Raw genomic sequence first — 19515 nt, forward strand, 5'->3', positions numbered from 1 at the left:
ATTTACTCAAAGCAAATACTCAGATCTTCATGGTTAAGCTGCTCTAGCTTTGTCAAAGATGATTGACAAAATTCAGTAGTATACATGGTTTTAAACTCCGCAGGCACTTCATTTACCCACCAAGAGGCTTGATCAGCAATAGATAAAGAAAGGTAAAAAACATCAAACTTTAGACCATCTGCCACATAAAAGGATGATTTGCCTAAATGAGTAGTGTCACTTTCTATTTTCAATATGCTGTTTGAGGACTCGACAGTAATCCAATCGAATTTAACGACATTAGCTTCATTTTTTATAGGCTTAAGTCTAAATGCGCCATATTTGTATAGGTTATCGCTTGGGTTTATAGCTCTTACGAACACATATTCATTGTTGTTTATTTTTGAAGCTGTCTCTCCACATGAAGTCAAAATGGGCAAAACGCCAAAAACCATAAGCAAAGCAGCAAATGCATGTTTAACCAAGTTAATGTTTTCCTTGTTGATTTTGTTTCCCAGTAAAGCCAATTTACAGAAATGGTATTAATACTCTTTAACTAACATTAAATTAAACATCAAAGATGTGGCAAATACTAATCTACTTATGCGTTACCTTACCACCGATAATTTTTAGAGCAGGTGCGCCGCGGATCATGGTTTCGCGGGCGAATTGACGTTGGCAGTCAGGGCAGATACCTGTTTCATTGGTAAAGTCTTGGCTAATACGTTCAACAAAACATTTAACCAACGCCCCTTTTCCGCCTTTACGGTATTTAAATAATTGAGTTTTACATTGTGAGCAAAAAATATCGACTGTTTTGGTCGGGCCTTTTTTATTTGGTTTTGCCATTACAACTACATTGCTAAAATAAAACCTTACCTTAACATGTTAGGGCCAGAGCCCCAAAACTAAGCCGATAACAGAAAACTGTAATATTGAATAACTTGCATTAACTAAGAACAATTTTAATGGGCGTTGTTCAAAAATATAGCCAATCCCTAAAGCACAGCTAACCCAGCACAAGCCAATAATAAACCCTGTGCCAACAGCTACTCCCACATTGACATTTGCGCCAATAAATAACGATAAACTAAATGCAATTAAACAACATAAAACAAAGCTGCCGCCAAACACCATAACTGGGTTAATACTCTGTAGGTCAAGTTCAGTTAAACCACAGCTTTCCATCCAAATACGTTTAAAAAGCCAAGGTGAATACCACACAGTGCCCAATAAGAAAGATGCAAGGGCAGCAAAAAAGATCGCGAAGTAATTAAGTTCTGAAAAATGCATACGCCAGACTCATACAACTAACAGGTTTAATTTGACTTTAGTTAAGGATCAGCGATGCAGCAAATCAAAAAGGCTGAGTTTTGTACCTATTAATATCTAAACCATACTTTAGGATTAACCGCAGAATTATTTCAGTTTAATAAACAATCAATTTAGTGTTGTACGGGTTTTTTCTGCAATTTACGTTGTAGGGTTCTTCTGTGCATATTCAGTTGGCGCGCAGTTTCAGAGATATTTCCATTGTTGCTATGCAATACATGTTGAATATGCTCCCACTCAAGACGCTCTGGCGACATTATTTGGCTTGGCTCTGGGTTTACCGATGAGGCACCAGCTTCAACATCACCCAAGATTGTTTTTAATAATGAATTGAAATCGACAGGCTTTGGTAAGTAGTCATCAGCACCTAAACGTATCGCTTCTACTGCACTGGCAATACTGGCAAACCCCGTGAGCAATACGATACGAGCTGAAGGAAATTGTTCTCTTAAAGGTTTAATTAGCGCAAGGCCGTTATCATCCCCGAGTTTTAAATCCACCAGAAAGTGGCTTGCCTCAAAAGTGGTTGTTTTTTGTAAAGCTTGCTCAGCGTTATGAGCAAGTGAACATGTGAAGCCTTGTTTTGTAAAGCGCCTCGCAAGCGTGCTGGCTAGGTTTACATCGTCTTCAATAATTAAAAGTTTCATACAATTTTTAAACTAACCATCGCAATCGCGCCTTGCTGTGGGTGATTACTTAGTGTTAATGAGCCATTTAAGCGCTCTAAGGTTACATTAGAAAGCATAACTGCCATTCCCATTCCATCGCTACTTGGCATGAGCTGACCGCCTAATGATGCCATTTGTTGCTCGCTAAATCCTTGACCGAAATCACGTAACGACAATGAAAGTATTTGCTCATCGATTTGCCACTTAGCTTCGATGCAGTGTTGCTGATTATGGTTATTTGCCGATACGGCGTTTTGCAACAAGTTTAAAATAGCCGGTAACAGCATGGCATCACTTAAAATCGAACAATCAGGGGCGTCATTTAGCCACTGTAAGCTTTGCTCAGGAAAATGCAGTGTCATCGCATCCTGAATAGTGTTTTGCAGTGTTTTAGCACTAATCACTTGTTGTGTTTCACCGGTTCTTAGTGCATTTGAAAGTGACCTAAAATGAGCAAGTTGCTCTTTACACTGAGCTAATGGCTTGGCCATTTCGTGCACAATGGGGTCATCAGCTTGTTGCTCTTTAAGCTCTTCAAATAACAGCTGTAAGTTTGCTATCGGCGTTGCAAGTTGATGCGTTACTTGTGCGGCAGCGCCATCAAGCGTTAATAATTGCTCATGCCTTAATTGTTGCTCGCGGGTACGGGAAATAGTAGCTTCTCTGGCTCTTAACGTGCTGTTTAATGTGCCAATTACAAAGGCAATAACGATGGCGCTGATAACAAAGTTAACCCACATACCAATAAAATGATGAGTCATCTGCATTTGGTGCATGGTGTGTTCGGGCATTTTTATCAGTAAAAAACTATAAGCTGCGATTGCCAGCACAGCTGTGTAAGCAAGCCCTTTCGCATTAACAGTCACCGCCGCTATCATGATTGGTAACAGTAATAACGAAACAAATGCATTTGTTGCTCCACCACTTAAGGAGAGCAAAATAGTTAAAAACAATAAGTCGGCTGTCAACTGCATTAACACACCTGCTGGCCTTGCTTTCGTGACATTTCGGTAAGCGAATATACTTAACAGCTGAAAGATTGCTTCAATACAAATTACAGCAAGTAAAGGCAGTAAGGGGATTTGGTATTCAAAAAGAAAATACACTGCAATCACAGCAACAAACTGCACGGCGATTGCGGCGCTTCTTAAAATTAGTAGGCGACTGATCGCCGGATCGGTTTGCATAACGGACTCTTTAAAGCTTAATCATCGTCCATTGAAATTGTAAAAACAGCACAAGGCGTTCCTTGATGAAACACCATTTGCCATTGTTTACCATTAAAACGCCACAGTGACATACGAACTGAGTAGTTAAACTCTGAGCGAGCTGAACGTCTAAAGGCTGCTTGATAGCTTAGCTGTGCAATATCATCACTAAGCATTCGGCCTTTAAAATGTTGATTATAAAACTGCGGTACCACCTCAGTTGGCAGGCGGGTTAAAACTTGGAACTTATTAAATGACGTGCCATCAGCGGCTATTTCAATAAAATCATCATCAAGTAATGCATCAAGCGCTTCAGCAGATTGACGTACCTCTGGCTCAAGGAGCTGTCGCTCTGCATCAATTAAATGATTAAATAACGTCTCTTTAATTTTACCGCCCATAGTAACCCTTACTGTTTGAGCACTTTACCGCCCTTCATAACAAACTGAACCTGACTAAGTTCACTAATGTTATCAAGTACATTCATATTCACGCTGATAATATCTGCTTGTTTACCAACACTCAAGTCACCGAGGTTATCACTTTGACCTAATAGTTTAGCAGCTTCAACGGTGGCTGATTTAATAGCTTGTTTTGGTGTCATGCCATATTTAACTAATAACTCGAACTCTTTAGCATTATCACCATGCTTAGATACGCCTGAATCTGTACCAAAGGCTATTTTAACCTTGTTTTTTAACGCCAATTTAAACGATGCTTCCATTTTTGGCGCAACTACTTCGACCTTATCAGCAATTGCTTTTGGCATATTCGGATTATTAAGTACCTCTTCTTTAACTGTTGCGCCAGCGAGTAAGGTTGGAACTAAATACGCGTCTTGCTTTTTGAAAAGCTTAACCGTGTCTTTATCTAAAAAAGAGCCATGTTCGATTGAATCAACACCTGCTCTAAGTGCTGCTTTTATACCTTCTGTGCCATGAGCATGAGCGGTCACTTTGCGGCCTAAATGATGGGCTGTGTTTACAATGGCACTGAGTTCTTCATCAGTAAATTGCTGATTAACCCCTGCCGCTGTATTACTTAAAACACCACCTGTCGCGGTTATTTTAATCACATCGGCACCGCTTTTAATTACATCGCGCACTGCTCGAGTACAATCGGCTGCGCCATCACACACACCTAAGCCAGCCCCTTCTGTCGCTTTGGTGATATCACGGCGATAGCCATGCATATCACCGTGACCACCGGTCGGTGTGATCATATCCCCTGCTGCAAAAATGCGCGGGCCAACAATGTCGCCACGTTCAACCGCTCGCTTTAATGGGAAGATAACTTGATAGCTGCTACCTAGGTCACGCACAGAGGTAAAACCTGCATCAACCGTACGTTGTAAGTACTTTAGAGAACGCAGAGCGTAATCGGCTTCGTATTCAGTTGCCCATTGGTGAGGGTTACGTTTTGCATCTCGCTCAAAGGTAACATGAACGTGCATATCAATCAGACCCGGCAATACCATCTGATTTTTTAAATCAATAACATCTGCATCACTGAGGTTTAATTGCTGCTTTGTTAGAAAACCAGCTTTTATTGCGGCAATTTTATTGTCTTCAATAACCAGCGTTTGCTGCTCTTTGACATCTTGATCAGTGCCTACCAGCATCTTTCCAGCATGAATAATGGTGGTTTGTGCATTAACAGCAAACGTAGATAATAAAGACAGTACCGATAATGTGCTTATTTTTAGGTTTATTTTTTTCATAATCGCCTCTTTTTTATACTAGGTTTAACTTAAATACTCAGTAAATGCCATTATTTACGACATAGCGCAGCAATGAACTAGTGTTAACAAGTGAATTTTGATATAACTTCGGAAAAATTTAACAAGTCTGACCACATAAAGAGAACACATTATGTCTTATGCCCAAATTACTGGCTGGGGTAAATGTATACCACCAGCAAGCATCAGCAATGATGAAATTAGCAATATTGTTGATACCAATGATGAATGGATCACAACACGTACAGGCATCAAATCTCGCCGTGTCAGCCATGTTTCTACTGCCGATTTAGCGACCGTTGCCGCAAAGCAAGCGCTTGCTTGTGCTGGGGTTGATGGTAAAGACATTGATCTTGTACTTCTTGCGACTTGTACACCTTCAACTATGGTGGCAAATACAGCCTCTTTAGTGCAAAAAAATATTGGTGCAGTTGGCGCAGCAGCAATGGATACTAACGCTGCATGTTCAGGCTTTTTATATGCATTACAAGCAGCAACGGCACAAATTCGTGCGGGCATGATCAAAAAAGCGGTTGTTATTGCTGCTGAGCGCATGACTTGGTACATCAACTGGGCGCGCCGCGACAGTGCTGTATTATTCGGTGATGGTGCTGGTGCCGTTGTATTAGAAGCCTCAGATACACCATCAGGTTTACTTGCAACTAAAACAGGCTGTGACAGTGAAGATCGCGATATCTTGCACATCGAAAACTTTGGTAGCGATTTAAATAAGTATGAGCCAATTGGCCCGTCTAACTTATTATTCGAAGGTCGCGAAATCTTCAAGCGTGCTGTTAAAGGTATGAGTGAAGCTTGTGACGACGTGCTGAACCAAGCACAGTTAGAGCTTGATGACATTGACGTATTAGTTCCTCACCAAGCCAATTTACGTATTATCCAAGCTATTCAGCAACGTTTGAAAGTAGCTGATGAAAAAGTAATGGTGAACATTGCCGACTACGGTAATACGTCTGCTGCAACAATTGCGATTGCAATTTGTGAAGCTGTTGAGCAAGGCCTTATCAAACCTAACTCAAACATTATGTCAGCGGCCTTTGGTGCAGGTTTAACGTGGGCGGCAAGTTACATTAAATGGGGCGAACGCGTGACACCTATTGCAGTGTCTGATGCAGCCTTACCTGAGTGTGATAAAACAGGCCTTGAACTTGTTGCACCAGCTGTTGCAGCATGTAAAGCGGCAGAATAATACCCCTATTATTTATAGAAAAGCGCGGCTTAGTCCGCGTTTTTTTATGAGCAAAAAATGGACTATATAATGGAATTATTAGGCATACATCACGCTGCAATCATTTGTAGCAACTATGAAAAATCAAAGCATTTTTATAATGAAGTATTAAAACTGCCGATTATCCACGAACTATACCGTGCTGAACGTAACTCGTATAAGTTAGATTTAGCACTTCCTGATGGTAGCCAATTAGAATTGTTTTCGTTTCCTGGAGCGCCACAAAGACCCAGCTATCCAGAGGCACAAGGGCTACGCCATTTGGCGTTTAAAGTTGCTGATATTGCAAAATCTAAGCAGTACTTAGAACAACAAGGCATTTCGGTTGAAGAAATAAGAGTGGATGAAATCACCGGGAAGCAATTTACGTTTTTTGCCGATCCCGATGATTTACCGTTAGAGCTTTACCAACTCTAGATTATTGGAAGCGATCTTGTAAGTAATTGAACACGGCGCGAATACCCAATGCCTCACCACCTGTAGGGCGACCTGGTAATGCACGTAAGTTCCAAGCCATAACATCAAAGTGAACCCAAGGAGTACTTGGCTCAATAAACTCTTTTAAATAAAGAGCAGCAGTGATCGCACCACCAAAAGGAGTGGAAGCACAGTTAGCAATATCAGCTACGTCACTTTTTAATAATGCTTTATATTGATCAAATAACGGAAGTTGCCATACAGGATCATGGCAGCTTTCGCCTGCATCCATCAATTTGTTAGCAACATCACGGTTATTTGCGAAAAAGCCCGGTAATTCAGTACCTAGGGCTACACGACAAGCACCAGTGAGGGTTGCAAAGTCAACGATAAGATCGGGGTTATCGTTTTGCGCTTCAGCAAGTGCATCACACAGCACTAAACGACCTTCAGCGTCCGTGTTATCAATTTCTACTGTGATCCCTTTACGAGTTTTGATCACATCACCTGGTCTAAATGCATTTCGAGAAACCGCATTTTCAACTGCAGGTACCAGTACTCGTAAGCGAATTGGTAGGTTGGCAGCCATAATTAACTGGGCAAGACCAATAACATGCGCGGCACCGCCCATGTCTTTTTTCATATTACGCATGCCTGAGCTTGGTTTTAAATCTAAACCACCTGAATCAAAACACACGCCTTTACCGACTAAGGTAATCTGTGGAGCATCTTTTGCGCCCCAGCGTAAATCAAGTAAGCGAGGCTTATTCTCAGACGCACGACCAACCATATGAATTGTAGGGTAGTTTTGCTCTAATAATTCATCACCAACCCACTCACTAAACTCACCATCAAAGGTGTCGGCTAAATCAGCCATCACTTGTGATAGGTGTTGCGGCATCATATCTGCAGCAGGCGTATTAACTAAATCACGCACTAAATTAATAGCACTTGCATGCTGCGATAAACGCTTAACTAAGCTTTCATCTTTAATAGCTAGTGTGGCACGTGGCGATGGTTTTTCTTTATATTCACTAAACTCGTAACCACCTAACACAAAACCCAGCGCTACTTGTTCTACAAATTTGTCATCACCTTGAATTTGATAACAACCTGCTGGCAGTTTTTTTGATAAGTCACCTGCTAACCAAAAGTCTTGTAAATCATTAACTAAACAATACACATGCTCAAGTGAACCGGTTTCACTATCAGCAATTAAGGCCATGCCTTTGTTTTTAAAATCACAATTCGTTAGCCAATTTTGTAAGGCTTGCGGCTGCTCGGTTAACCACGTTGATAGGTCAGCTTTAGCAATAAATGACAGGGGAATTCCCGTAGAAGAATGGCGAATTAATGAACTCATTAAACGACTCGATATAAAGAAAAGGTATTTAAGCATACCAATATCTTGATACAAAAGGTATAGGCAAAATCAGATAAGCAAAACCTAATCAGTCTTTGTTTTGCTTCTCTTTTTCTTCTTTTTCTACTTGTTGATCAATCTCTTTAATCGACTTATTAATATTGAATGAGCTAGGTAGCACATCAACACCAACCCATTGACCCAGTTTTACAACCAAAGGAATTGTCACGGGTGCAAAGGGTAATACAGCAAATACGCCTAAACCGAGTCCTTTTAATATATCTAAAAATTGCTCATTGGCAGTATGCAATTCTTCTTTAGTAGCTTGGCCTTGGGTGTATCGCCTATAGATATGAAGCATCTCTTTTGTTTCTTGCTTTTCTTGGGCAAGTGCGATTTTAAGTGCTACCATAGCGCGCTTGAAGCGTAGAGTCTGACGCTTTTTGGTAATTTTAGCCACTCTGAATGGGGCTCGATGAATAACTTTGTATAATCGCATTTGGTTATTTTCACACAGCATGTGAAGTTCACAAAGCATAATTTACTTATATTAGTTTTTGTTTTATTCTTAATACTCTATTCGTAATTATTTTTCAGTATTAAACATGAACACACCTATACAACAGGCTGAGCCAAAACCCCAAAAGCCGGCCCCAGATGAATGTTGTGGTGGTGGTAGTTGTTGCCCATGTGTTTGGGATGAATACCGAGAAAAATTAAAGCAATGGCAATTAAACAACATTCCGCAACAAGCCTAATAGACCGTTCCAAATCCAATTTCGCTTAAAAACCAATCAAAAAATTCCTTTTTTAAAATATTTTTAGATATTTTATATACTTTCTTACGCTTAAAAGAAAAAATAAGAATAAATTATCCCCTTTTATTTCATGCACATAATTAAAAAAACAATAATAACGTGCAAATAAAAACGCCAAAAACAACATCATATTAACAATTTGCAAAATAAATTTACAGGCTGTATAAGAGATTTACACCAAGTTTATTATTTAACTTCGGTGACATAATCATAAATATTCTAACTGGGGAAGTCAGAATGAAATTCAAAAATAATGCGCTACAACAAGCAATTAAATTTGCTCTAGCGACAACAACAGCAGGTCTGTTTGTGTCGGGTTCGGTTGTTGCTGCAGAGCAAGCAGCAGAAGAAACGAAAGTTAACAAAAACGTAGAAAAAATTGCCGTGGTAGGTACTCGTTCTGCGCCACGTTCAATCGGTGATTCACCGGTGCCAATTGATATCATTGGTGGTGAAGAGCTAGATAAAGGCGGCAACACCGATATGCTAGAGCTTTTAAAAGGCTCAGTTCCTTCTTTTAACGTTCACCAAAACCCAATTAGTGATGCAGCGTCACTTGTACGCCCTGCTAACTTACGTGGTCTTCCTTCTGACAGCACATTAATACTTGTTAATGGTAAACGTCGTCATCGCGCATCAGTTATTGCCTTCTTAGGTGGTGGTATCAATGATGGTGCTCAAGGTGCTGATATCTCAGTTATTCCAAGTATTGCCCTAAAGCAAGTAGAAGTACTTCGTGACGGTGCTGCGGCACAGTACGGTTCTGATGCAATCGCTGGTGTAATGAACTTTGTATTAAAAGATGCCTCTGAAGGTGGTTCATTCGAAATTCGTCAAGGCGAATACTACGAAGGTGATGGCGATACAACACAAATTTCAGGTAACGTGGGTCTACCATTTACCGATAGTGGTTTTGCTAACTTAAGCTTCCAATATAAAACAGCTGATGCAACTAGCCGTTCAGTACAACGCCCTGATGCGGCGGCACTTAACGCTGCAGGCGTACCTGAAGTATCTTCTTTAGCACAAATTTGGGGTGCACCTGAAGTTGATGATGATATTACAATCTTTGGTAACATTGGTCTTGAGTTAAGCAACTCATCTGAATTCTACATGTTTGGTAACTACTCTGAGCGTGACGTACGTGGTGGTTTCTACTATCGTAACCCACACACTCGTCCAGGTGTTTACTCAAATGACGGCGGTGAAACACTGCTTGTTGGTGATTTAACTGGCGATATGAGCGGTAACTGTCCTACCGATATCATGATTGATGATAACGTTTTAGATAACCAAAGATACATCGATCTAGTTGCTAACAACCCAGACTGTTTTGCATTTAACGAAATGCTTCCAGGCGGTTTTACACCTAACTTCGGTGGTAACATCACAGATACTGCATTAACAATTGGTACTAAAGGTGAAATCACTTCTGGTTTCCTTGAAGGTGCTTACTATGACTTAAGCGGTACAGTTGGTTACAACGAATCTCGTTACTTCATCTACGACACAATCAATGCATCATTAGGCCCAGAAAGCCCGCGCGATTTCAGCCCAGGTAAATACTCACAGTTAGAGAAAAACTTTAATGCTGATTTATCAAAAGGTTTTGACTTTGGCTTAGCTTACGATGTAAACGTTGCCGGTGGTCTAGAATGGCACGAAGAAACATTCACAGTTGTTTCTGGTGACGAAGCGTCTTTCACAGCTGGCCCACTAACAGAACAAGGTTTTGGTATCGGTTCAAATGGTTTCCCTGGTTTCAAACCATCTGATGCGGGCGAGTATACACGTCGTAACTATGCTGCATACGTTGATGTTGAAGCACCATTCACAGAAGACTTCCTAATGGGCTTAGCGTTACGTTATGAAGATTATGATTCATTTGGTTCAACAACTAACTACAAGTTAACTGGTCAATACCACTTAACTGAAGACTTAAACATTCGTGGTTCAATCAGTACAGGTTTCCGTGCACCAACTGTTGGTCAAGCAAATGTAAGTAACGTTCAAACAAACCTAAGCAGCGGTGTTCTTGTTGACTCAGCACTTTTACCACCAACAAACCCAATTGCCGTGCAATTAGGTGGTACAGAGCTTGAACCTGAAGAATCACAAAGCTATACATTTGGTGCAGTTTGGACAATTGGTGACTTATTCTTCACTGTTGACTATTACAACATCCAAGTAGATGACCGTATCAGTCAATCAGATAAAATTGAGTTAAGCCAAGCTGATAAAGATACACTTGAAGCAGCGGGTGTACCAAACGTACAAAACTTAGCTCAAGTAAGCTTCTTCACGAATGACTTTGATACAACAACGCAAGGTGTTGATGCTGTAGCTAACTATTCAACTGACCTACTAGGCGGTAGTTCAACATTCAGCTTAGCGTACAACTGGAACGACACTGAAGTAACTAAGTCAACAGACATTACTGGTGAGTTTAAAGTAAGCCGTTTAGAAAATGACTTACCAAATCACCGAGCAACGCTTAGCTGGGCACAACAGTGGGAGAATTTCTCTGCATTTACACGTGTTAACTACTATGGCGAATACCAAGGCGTACACGTAGATTACGATGCAACAGCGAAAACAGCTGATGCTGCAGTAACGATTGATGCAGAAGTGACTTACTTCCTAACTGAAGAGCTTAGCTTCTCTGTAGGTGCGACAAACTTATTCGACCAAGAAGCAGAGAAACTTGATTTCTATGACAGTACTGGCATCCCTAACAATAACTGGGGTGGTAAATACTACGAAACGTCGCCATATGGTATCAACGGCGGCTTCTATTACGTGAAAGCTACGTATACTTTCTAAATAGAACAGCTTTCTAGGTTGAGCAATCAACCTAGAAAGTCGATACCCCGGATTTATTCTGGATATTTATAGTTAACCAAGGCGAAAGACATTTCGCCTTTTTCGTTTTATAGTAAATAAAAATAACAAATAACCCGCCATTCCTATGCTGTTACAAAAAGCGAATCAACTACTGAATGAAAACAAGCTTAAAGAGGCTGAGTTTCATTTTAAAACCATTCTCGATTCAGATCCTGAAAACGGCGAAGCGTTATTTGGATTGGGTCGCATTGCCCTGCGTTTAGAACGTTATGATGCTGCGGTTTACCTTCTACAAAGAGCCTGTGAACGACTACCTCACATGCTTGAACCGCTCCATGCTCTTGCCGATGCTTTTAATGGCGTGCATTCACCGCAAGATGCATTAACTGTACTAGAATATGCTAAATCAATTGCCAGCCATAACCCTGAGCCACATTACTATCTTGCTCAGCATTATCTAACCTATGGTGAGCTAGACAAAGCGTACATTATTTTAAAGCATGCCCTTGGTATGGGAAATTACCCTGTAAAAGCATACATTTTATTTGAGTTAGTGCAGTTTGGACGTTTTAACAACGAACAAAATTACATAAATGAGCTACACCAGTTTTTAACTTTAACCAATAATCTGCGCTTAAAAATGGTGTGTTATTATGCACTGGGTAAAAGCTATGATCAGTTAAATGATACAGAACAAGCTTTTAACTACTTCAGCCTTGCTAATAAGCTACAAACAAAACTCACGCAGTTTAAAACCCGTGACTTAGTACCATTTTATCAGCGCATCATAGAGCAAAATACTGCCGAGCTAATTGATGCCAGAGACAAAACATTCACAGGCACAATCACACCCATTTTTATAATTGGCATGCCAAGAAGTGGCTCAACGCTGGTAGAGCAAATGCTGGCAAGCCACAATGACTTTGCCAGCCTTGGCGAAGATGCCAGTATCAGTAATCAGGTTGTTGCATACCTTGAACAACAAACGCAACTCCCCTACCCAGATTGCTTAGCAGAGCTAAACCAAGGGCTAATTAACAATGCCCGCAATATTTATATTGAACGAATAAAACAAGCACCAGTTGTGCGCCCCTTTATGATCAATAAGCTGCCTGCTAACTATCAGTCACTCGGATTGATTTATTTACTCTTTCCTAACGCCAAGTTTATTAATATGCAGCGCGAGTATGATGCAATTGCTTGGTCGGTGTTTAGCAACTATTTTGCTGAAAACGAACCTTATTTTTGTTCACTCCCAGAGTTTAAACAGTATTTTGATTTGTATCAGCAGTTAATGGAGCATTGGCAAAACGTGATGCCAGAGGCGGTTTTTGATTTAAGCTATGAAGCACTTATCAGTGACAGCGAACAAACACTAACGGCCCTGTGTAAGTTCTTAAACATTGAGTACAGCACACAGTTTTTAGATTTTTATAAGTCAAAAAAACCGGTGGCAACGCTCAGCAAAACGGCTGTAAGACAGCCGTTAAGTGATAAAGCATTAGAGAAATACAAACGCTACGAGAGCGCAATGCACACGCTTATGCGTGAGTCTCAAACCAGTTCAACAAGTCAACAAATTGATCAAAACGCGCCTGTGGGTGAGTAAGCATATTTATGTGATCATAATCGACCTTATGGCCAAACTTACGGCCATAAATGGTCATCGTTTGCTTACCTATGCCCGACTCTTCCATAAATTTTTCAATATCAATCGGCTGGCATAGGGCTTTATCTTTAATACCCGCCACATGCATAATGGGCGGCAGCGCCTTATCAGCTAATGCGTTGGCGTAATCAAAGCCATCGTCAGTATCGACCCAAGGTTTACGCTTAGCCCACTGCATACTTTGATAATGTGACTTACGGGTTTCATCATCACTGCCCCATTTCAGCTTTTTTGCCGGCACAAAACCATGCTTACGGGCAACTAATGGCGCCAAACCATACCAAATCAAATTACCTTGAATATATTTGCTTGGATGATGGTTATACAAAGACCGTTTAGAACCAAAATAACCGCAGGCTTTCACATCATCAATCAACTCAGGAAAACGGGCAAACACACTGTTCATTAACACCCCGCCCCATGAGTGTGCCACCCAATAACGCGCAGGCTCGCCTTCAAGCTGCTTAATTTTATCTAAAAATGCAGGGATATCTTCTAAAATAGCCTCGGTTTGACCATACTTTGCATGCTTTGAAATCGCAGGTTTACTCTCACCACGACCACGTAAATCTGCCACATAGCAAACATAGCCATGCTCAGCTAAAAATGGTGCTAAACCTTTATTGCTGTGGGTGTAAAAGATTTTGCCATTTTCAACGGCACCATGCATAAAAAACACCGCAGGGCCTTTCGCATCAGTCTTACTAATACGGCGTAAATGTAAGGTTTGGCTTTCGGCGAGTTTAATAAACACCGATTCTTGTTTAATCGTCACGTTTGACCTTTTTATTTTTATAGACTCATCGTACCAGTGTTAAGTTACGCCAGTCTATTTATCAAAGCAAGTGTGAATGTGGCGATTGCCACTCAAAATGAGAATCTCAGGCACGATGAGCTTTTGATTAAATAGTAACACCAATGCAGAGCCATTATTCATTGATATGAGAAGTTCGACTTGCAGAAGCCTTTGGCTAAATGATCTCTAACGAAAAGCTATGAAATGGTGCTGAAAAAGTTTGTTCGATGACTTTAATGCTACGTAATTAACATATTCTGGAGAGACGGCATTGTGCCATTTGCGGTCATTAGGCCATCATTGAGTGTGACTAGACGTTGAGCATGACACATAGCTGTACAGAAATGTTTGGTAGCGCCGCAAGCAGCAGTGAGTAGGAACCGTCGCCGTTGCCTTGTTAGGCTCTTGGCACCCTAAGTTCATAGCTTGTGTATTTTTGACCAAACATCGTGCTCTCGTAGACCCTTGATGCCATTTTTGTAAGAAACTTGTATTCAGGGCGAGTATTTAACAAATGCAAAACTACAAGTCTGTGACCCAGCTCTGAAGCCCATACCATCATATCTTTAAACACGGCAGTACCAATGCCCCAGTAGGCTTCATTCAAAACTATTGCAAGCTCATAGGAATCATTTTCAAACTGGATTCCACACCAACCAGCAACAGCCCCATTTAAACGTATTCCTCTTATTTTACATCCCTCGGTTGAATCTACACTTAACTTGTTTGAAACCCATTCAGCTAACGATTTTTCATTGAATTGGTCGTGTAATACCAAGTGTTCTCGGATCTTGTCTTTATTTAAGATTGAAAGTAATTCATCCTGATCAAGATCTTGCAAATTTGTATATTCTATTTTAGTCATCGGTAGTCTTGTTGTTGCTTAACGCCCACATTTTCGGCTGATTTGGAGCGCATCGGAAAAACAGTCCGACAATATGCGCTTGTTAGGCATTCTTGTACTCTTTCTTGGTTTTCCACCATATATAAGGCCCACCAATTAAAAATAGTACCAATATAAACGGCATAAGTAGGTTATCTGATTTCCACGCCTTTTCTGATTCGGCATAGGAACGGATTACATTTTGCTCTACCTTGACTTCAAATACATCGTGAAACTCTTTAGTTGTATATATTGGCTTCGTACTTTCTCTAGGTTCAAATAGAACCTCAACTCTTTTCCCTTTAGAGTTGAATAATGAGTCATAAACTATGCTCTGGCCGTTAGATTTAGAAGGGTAATTGAAATTATAATTATCATCTACAAATGCAAAGCGAATTCCGTAATCATACTCCTGCACCCAATCGATATACCCATCACGACTAACCAGCTCTTCTTTATAAGGGAAGCCACCGTTTTTTTGAGTTAGTTGAACATAGCTAATAGATGTACCAAGAGCAACACAAACAGCAGCTAATATAAGATTTCTATAATATGTAAACTTGGACATGCCTGATTGCCTAACGCTATATTAACGGTTAAAAAATTGTGGGCTAAAATTGAGCGAAGCGAATAGCCCGCAAGTTATTTATCCCTGTTTAATTGCTTGTTAGCTCTCGTTTACTAACTTTGCCTCAACTAAAAATTCATAAAGCCCAGTAGCGATAAAGCGGCCATAACTATCCTGAGTGTAACTTTCACCATCATAAACCCGATCTACAACAACAAAATACATTTCACATCTTTTGGTAAGTGGAACCATCAAATTCAAACCTATGGTGTCGTTCTTTGTTTTAATTCTAATATATAGTTTGGTGTTTTTGGGTGGTCTATTAGCGGTTGATGCTTGCTCCGCACTAGTAATAGCATTAATTAATAGTTCTTTTGATTGGGTAGAATTTAATGCTGAATTTGTCACATTAATATACTCAGAATTTATCGCTTCAATTGAGACAATATCTTCAAGAGTAAGACTACTAAATTTAGCTAGTTTATTTGATCCTTCTGAATTATCCCAAAAATAACAAATCCACCCATACACAATATAAGTGACAATTATAACAGCTAAAACTTTCCTCAATAGTCAATCCTTACTTTAAAAGCTAACGCCCGTATAATGGGCGGATTAAGCTTGGCTAAAATTTGAGAGGAACGAGCGCCAGCCAAGCGTTAGGCGTTCATTATTAATGCGTTTGTTATGTGCTCTCAGCTAACCAGTTACAATTCTATGTTTTTGTTTGATTGGTTCAGTTGATGACCAACCCATTTCTTCAGCAACCAGCTTGGCAAGTGACCTAATTTCTTCCCAATTAGGATCGTCAAATAAAGCACTACTTTCAAGATACATGGCTGAGAATTGCGCACCTGAATGCTGATTAATAAAAACATCTAACGCCTCAATAGATGCTACTTGTTTAGGTGTTAAATCACTAACTTTCAAGTCGTCTAAGCATTCACTAAACTCAAGCACCAATTCATCACCAACAGCCGCGAAACTTGGATAAAGTGCCTCTTGAACTTTTGCTGATGCGGCAAGTGCCATAATCGAATTTTTCAGGTTGTCCATATTTCTACCGGAATACATAACGCCCGGCTCAACAAGCAAATTTTTGATGGCTACTTTTTTGCCACGCCAAAAAGGTGACAGCGGAAATTGTCTGGTGCAGCAGCTTGTTAAGCCTTTATTGCAACAATGAACGTAATAATGGCGCACGATAAGCATTGTCCTTTTCATTGAACTCCAGCCTTTTCTCAGAAAGATCAATGTTTATGAAAACCTCAGAATACAGCTCTTCCTCTCCGTCAGGATTGAAGAAGAACTTCATTCTGCAGGGTGAGACCTCAAGCTGTTCAGGATTGCTTGCAAGCCCAACCACTTGGGCGTATACCTCATTTGAAACCGATGCACCACTTACGGTAGCTCCGTAGAGACTAGCTAGTGATCTTATAAAGGCAACTGACTCCGCCCCGGTGTTCTTGAAGAATGCCTCTCCCCAATAAAAGGGATCATCAATACCTTCTACTGCTTGCGGGTTCCACGATGGCAACAGCTCGATTGCAAACCCAACTATATTGCCTTTCAGGTTGCCTTTAACGACAACTTCATATGAACCAGATTCGAGCTTCTTGGAGTTTGAAATTGTAAAGGTCAGATCGACAAAACCATCTTCCTCACCAACAACTACTTCAGGATAGTCTTTGGCGGAAGAAAAAATACTCCAAATCATTATTAGCATTCCTAAAACGTATTTCATATATGCGCCCCAGCCCGCTTTCTGGCGACATAATTTTTTGTTACGCGTAATCATTTTATTGAACCACCATGCGCCCATATGCCTACTTTATTACCCGATGGATCAATTAGCTCCAAAAAATCTCCAGCAATGTTGTTTTCGAAAGAATAAACAACTCCAGTCTTTTCGAGAGTTTTTAGAATAGTTATTTGTTTATCGCCTATATGAATTCCAAACTCTGCGCATGGGCAAGAACCATCTAAATCTAAAATTAACTCTCCTGCTAAGCATATTAGCCTTGTTTCAGATTGAGCTTTAAATAAAGACAACGTCGTGCAATAAAACTCTTTGGTTTCCTTAAAGTTATTTGAGTTAAGTGTTAGATAAATCATTCGTTTATGATGCTTCCTTGGGCATATTTCCTTACTAATTGGCGCGTAAATGCTTTGCTAAAATCAGCGACAAAGGACCACCAGCCTGCTGTTTTGCGTCCATTGTTTTATGGCTTTATTAGGTAGCGAAAACCTCTGCTTTACCAATCACTTTTACAATAGGGCTTTCTCGACAAACAACCTCTAAACATTCGTCAGAAGTAACTATTAAGTGAGACCATTCACCATCATTTCCTATAAAGAAGGTGAGCGGACTTTCTTTGTGCCAGCCGTGACCTCTTATTTTAAAAGTATTGAACTTTGGTCGTTTTTCGCTCCAAACTTCAGTCAACCCATGCTCATCAAGACAACGAAAGCCATTTACAGATTCAAATAATAGCTGGTATATAGTTTGTGATTCTTCGTGAAATACACGAGCAACAAGTTCATGGTTTTCGTGTTTTGCGTCGCCTTTAATCAGGTACTTTACACCATTCGATTTCTCTAGAGTCCACTCTTTAGTACCCCATGACAAATCAACTAACCACAAACTGCCATTTTCAAAAGGTGTTGGCCAACTCTGAAATTCCATCTAGCTACCTAACAATTTAATAGTGCGCGCGTCACGAATCTTTCTGCCAATGTCACGCTCATGTATTTAATAAATCTATTAGTAACAAATAACTTAAGGCATCGGCAACTCGTATTTTTAATTAATCCTAAAGGGTTTCAGAAAAATAAAATGCGCTCGTTGCTCATTTTCTTGAATATAAGAGCGAAATAACTATGCTGTGTATTTTTACAGCAACTGATATTGGTACCACACAAAACGTCTCATCTGCATTTTGATTCATCTAGTCATGTGGTGACTTACACAGTTCATGATGCCTGAGGCGGTTACCAAACATCGAAGTGAGTCTATCTGTACCACCTGTTTTTTCATAAAACTCTTGTACTGTTATTTCTTTTTTTTCGTAGCTCATTAGCTGCCAAAAACCGTAAAAGCCTCTAAACCAAAAATAATAGAACACAGCTCCTACGCCTAATAAAAGATATACCGCTTTACCTGCTTTTTGTTTGTATTTTATGGCGCAATAAAAAAACCAGATACAACTTAATACAGCGACAATGGAAAACCCTAAAAAAGGTGTCACTACAGAGTTGGCATTATCCCAAAGCGAGCTTAGACAGGTTGAATGCCAATTTAACTGCATAGAAAAAATTAACGTAATTTTAAAAAGGAAGTACAATAAAACAGTTGTAAATACAGCATATAAGATACAACTTTCCTTGCTTTGTTCTTTATTCAAACCTTTCACTTTCGAGTTATAAAAACCTTTTGAAACCATCATGAATTCAGCTAACAAAGGTGAATGAACATACCTCGCTCAAATGTTAACTAAACGACCTTTTAAAAATTACCACGCACTCTTTGTTGCTAGGCAAGGCTGAAGTGTTAAAAAGCTCTGGTTTGCAGCAGCATCCCAAGGCCAAATACCACTAGTAGTAGGGTACACCAACTGTAATGCTTCAAATTTGTCATTATTATACCAACAAGCTGAAAGCATAAACTCTTGTTTATTTTCTTGTGATACCTCACAGAAAGTAACATCAAAACCTTCTAAGAACCCCTCATAGAATTCACCAATTGAGAATTTCTCACCATTTTTTAAACGTCCTTCATAATTATTTACTATTGAGTGAGCTAGTTTGCTGTTTAAACCGATTATAATAAGTTCGGGTGCATCATATGTTTTACTGATACCTGTTGAATATGTAAAGTTGGGGCTCTCACCTTCAGGATCAAAAACTGATGTTACATAACACCCATATTGCTCAATGACTTGTAGGATTTTTTTCTCTGCTTCATTCATAGTTTAAACTAACTCCAT

General features: G+C 40.0%; 24 protein-coding genes. 5 read left to right on the forward strand and 19 right to left on the reverse strand.

Going from position 1 to position 19515, the window contains the following annotated elements:
• Positions 1–2: 2 nt before the first annotated feature.
• From EXT43_RS17340 to EXT43_RS17370, 7 genes are all read right to left on the reverse strand, one after another.
• Complete coding sequence (locus EXT43_RS17340; RefSeq protein WP_130167553.1) at positions 3–464, reverse strand: hypothetical protein; 462 nt, start codon at positions 462–464, stop codon at positions 3–5.
• Positions 465–576: 112 nt separating this feature from the next.
• Positions 577–828: a hypothetical protein gene (locus tag EXT43_RS17345; RefSeq protein ID WP_054563976.1), complete on the reverse strand. Its 252-nt coding sequence runs from the start codon at positions 826–828 to the stop codon at positions 577–579.
• Positions 829–867: 39 nt separating this feature from the next.
• A complete protein-coding gene (locus EXT43_RS17350; protein ID WP_130167554.1) occupies positions 868–1272 on the reverse strand; it encodes a DUF1761 domain-containing protein in 405 nt (134 codons plus the stop codon).
• 152 nt (positions 1273–1424) lie between these two features.
• A complete protein-coding gene (locus EXT43_RS17355) occupies positions 1425–1958 on the reverse strand; it encodes a response regulator transcription factor (protein ID WP_130167555.1) in 534 nt (177 codons plus the stop codon).
• Entirely contained in the window at positions 1955–3166 is a 1212-nt protein-coding gene (locus EXT43_RS17360) for an ATP-binding protein (RefSeq protein ID WP_130167556.1), read from the reverse strand. The genes EXT43_RS17355 and EXT43_RS17360 overlap by 4 nt, the downstream gene beginning before the upstream one ends.
• A gap of 17 nt (positions 3167–3183) precedes the next feature.
• Positions 3184–3588: a DUF4440 domain-containing protein gene (locus tag EXT43_RS17365; protein WP_054563972.1), complete on the reverse strand. Its 405-nt coding sequence runs from the start codon at positions 3586–3588 to the stop codon at positions 3184–3186.
• Between the two features lie 8 nt (positions 3589–3596).
• Positions 3597–4907 (reverse strand): amidohydrolase family protein, encoded by a 1311-nt coding sequence (locus EXT43_RS17370; RefSeq protein ID WP_130167557.1) that lies wholly within the window; start codon positions 4905–4907, stop codon positions 3597–3599.
• A gap of 151 nt (positions 4908–5058) precedes the next feature.
• Between EXT43_RS17370 and EXT43_RS17375 the strand changes: the two genes are divergently transcribed.
• Positions 5059–6132, forward strand: a complete 1074-nt coding sequence (locus EXT43_RS17375) for a ketoacyl-ACP synthase III (protein ID WP_054563970.1) — start codon at positions 5059–5061, stop codon at positions 6130–6132.
• A 69-nt stretch (positions 6133–6201) separates the two neighbouring features.
• Positions 6202–6588, forward strand: coding sequence for a VOC family protein (locus EXT43_RS17380; protein ID WP_062565543.1), 387 nt, complete (start codon positions 6202–6204; stop codon positions 6586–6588).
• Between the two features lies 1 nt (position 6589).
• Here the strand turns inward: EXT43_RS17380 and EXT43_RS17385 are convergent, their stop codons facing one another.
• The gene (locus EXT43_RS17385; RefSeq protein WP_130167558.1) at positions 6590–7951 is read right to left on the reverse strand and encodes a leucyl aminopeptidase family protein; all 1362 of its coding nucleotides are present in this window, start codon (positions 7949–7951) and stop codon (positions 6590–6592) included.
• Positions 7952–8039: 88 nt separating this feature from the next.
• Entirely contained in the window at positions 8040–8450 is a 411-nt protein-coding gene (locus EXT43_RS17390) for a hypothetical protein (protein ID WP_054563995.1), read from the reverse strand.
• 106 nt (positions 8451–8556) lie between these two features.
• Here EXT43_RS17390 and EXT43_RS17395 point away from each other — a divergent pair, with 106 nt between their 5' ends.
• From EXT43_RS17395 to EXT43_RS17405, 3 genes are all read left to right on the forward strand, one after another.
• The gene (locus EXT43_RS17395; RefSeq protein ID WP_082401749.1) at positions 8557–8709 is read left to right on the forward strand and encodes an oxidoreductase-like domain-containing protein; all 153 of its coding nucleotides are present in this window, start codon (positions 8557–8559) and stop codon (positions 8707–8709) included.
• A gap of 297 nt (positions 8710–9006) precedes the next feature.
• A complete protein-coding gene (locus tag EXT43_RS17400) occupies positions 9007–11592 on the forward strand; it encodes a TonB-dependent receptor (protein WP_062565544.1) in 2586 nt (861 codons plus the stop codon).
• Positions 11593–11737: 145 nt separating this feature from the next.
• Positions 11738–13222, forward strand: a complete 1485-nt coding sequence (locus EXT43_RS17405; RefSeq protein WP_130167559.1) for a sulfotransferase — start codon at positions 11738–11740, stop codon at positions 13220–13222.
• Here EXT43_RS17405 and EXT43_RS17410 read toward each other — a convergent pair.
• The 10 genes from EXT43_RS17410 to EXT43_RS17455 all read right to left on the reverse strand — a co-directional run bounded on the left by EXT43_RS17410 (position 13155) and on the right by EXT43_RS17455 (position 19497).
• Positions 13155–14057, reverse strand: coding sequence for an alpha/beta fold hydrolase (locus tag EXT43_RS17410; RefSeq protein WP_062565546.1), 903 nt, complete (start codon positions 14055–14057; stop codon positions 13155–13157). The two genes, EXT43_RS17405 and EXT43_RS17410, sit on opposite strands and share 68 nt — an antisense overlap.
• Before the next feature lie 418 nt (positions 14058–14475).
• Entirely contained in the window at positions 14476–14943 is a 468-nt protein-coding gene (locus EXT43_RS17415; RefSeq protein WP_205990970.1) for an N-acetyltransferase, read from the reverse strand.
• A gap of 82 nt (positions 14944–15025) precedes the next feature.
• Entirely contained in the window at positions 15026–15529 is a 504-nt protein-coding gene (locus EXT43_RS17420) for a hypothetical protein (protein WP_130167560.1), read from the reverse strand.
• Between the two features lie 99 nt (positions 15530–15628).
• The gene (locus tag EXT43_RS17425; protein WP_062565558.1) at positions 15629–16099 is read right to left on the reverse strand and encodes a hypothetical protein; all 471 of its coding nucleotides are present in this window, start codon (positions 16097–16099) and stop codon (positions 15629–15631) included.
• A gap of 129 nt (positions 16100–16228) precedes the next feature.
• Entirely contained in the window at positions 16229–16585 is a 357-nt protein-coding gene (locus EXT43_RS17430; protein ID WP_062565559.1) for a hypothetical protein, read from the reverse strand.
• Positions 16586–16700: 115 nt separating this feature from the next.
• Positions 16701–17351 carry a hypothetical protein gene (locus tag EXT43_RS17435; protein WP_240701532.1) on the reverse strand — a complete coding sequence of 217 codons (651 nt, stop codon included), beginning with the start codon at positions 17349–17351 and terminating at the stop codon, positions 16701–16703.
• The gene (locus tag EXT43_RS17440; protein WP_062565560.1) at positions 17324–17644 is read right to left on the reverse strand and encodes a hypothetical protein; all 321 of its coding nucleotides are present in this window, start codon (positions 17642–17644) and stop codon (positions 17324–17326) included. Before EXT43_RS17440 ends, EXT43_RS17435 begins: the two co-directional genes overlap by 28 nt.
• Positions 17645–17762: 118 nt before the next feature.
• Positions 17763–18215 carry a hypothetical protein gene (locus tag EXT43_RS17445; RefSeq protein ID WP_105173436.1) on the reverse strand — a complete coding sequence of 151 codons (453 nt, stop codon included), beginning with the start codon at positions 18213–18215 and terminating at the stop codon, positions 17763–17765.
• A 262-nt stretch (positions 18216–18477) separates the two neighbouring features.
• Positions 18478–18975: a hypothetical protein gene (locus tag EXT43_RS17450; RefSeq protein ID WP_062565562.1), complete on the reverse strand. Its 498-nt coding sequence runs from the start codon at positions 18973–18975 to the stop codon at positions 18478–18480.
• 66 nt (positions 18976–19041) lie between these two features.
• Positions 19042–19497, reverse strand: coding sequence for a DUF4262 domain-containing protein (locus EXT43_RS17455; RefSeq protein ID WP_062565563.1), 456 nt, complete (start codon positions 19495–19497; stop codon positions 19042–19044).
• Positions 19498–19515 lie beyond the last annotated feature (18 nt).

This window comes from Pseudoalteromonas sp. CO109Y (genome assembly GCF_004208935.1).
Lineage (GTDB): Bacteria > Pseudomonadota > Gammaproteobacteria > Enterobacterales > Alteromonadaceae > Pseudoalteromonas > Pseudoalteromonas shioyasakiensis.